A 521-nucleotide genomic window follows, 5' to 3' on the forward strand; every position below is an offset into this window, starting at 1 on the left:
TCGCGATGCCGCGCGCGATCCTGCGTCGGCGCGATCAGGCCCGCCATCACGTGGAGCGTGTCGTTGCCGATCACGCGCGCGTAGTCGAGCGCGGTGTCGATCGCGCGCCTGAACTCGTCCTCGCGGCCCGGCAGCGACGCGATTCCGCGCTCGCCCGCCGCCCAGTCGCCGGGCGGCGCGTTGAACAGCGCCTGCACGAGGCCATGCGCGTCGAGGCGCGCCTTGAGCTCGGCGGCGGGGAACTCGTACGGGAACAGGTACGCGACCTCCTTGAAGCCGTCGCGTGCCGCGTCGGCGAAGCGCTCGAGGAACGCGTTCTCGTTTTACATCATCGGGAGATTGGCGGCGAAGCGCGGCATGGCGTCGGTTCCAGGTCCGGTGGGTGAAAGGGGCGGCGAGGGCGCGCCCGAACGCGCGCGGCGCCGCCGACGGTCGATTATCTATCGGTTGACGAGCTTCGCCGGTGTGAGCCACACGGCGAGCGCGCCGATCACGAGCATCGCGGCGAGCACGTACATGCC

General features: G+C 70.8%; 1 protein-coding gene and 1 pseudogene. One reads left to right on the plus strand and one right to left on the minus strand.

The genetic code is table 11. The features are described 5' to 3' along the window. Positions 1–359, minus strand: a pseudogene (locus tag J5M67_RS27785) (TIM barrel protein); the annotation flags it as partial. On the opposite strand from J5M67_RS27785, the gene J5M67_RS27790 reads away from it, so the two are divergent. After that, positions 271–521 (plus strand): hypothetical protein (locus J5M67_RS27790; protein WP_207888593.1); only part of this gene is annotated, 251 nt, incomplete at its 3' end. The pseudogene J5M67_RS27785 and the gene J5M67_RS27790 sit on opposite strands and share 89 nt — an antisense overlap.

Source organism: Pseudomonas sp. 30_B, assembly GCF_017491605.1.
In the GTDB taxonomy this organism is placed as follows: Bacteria; Pseudomonadota; Gammaproteobacteria; order Pseudomonadales; family Pseudomonadaceae; genus Pseudomonas.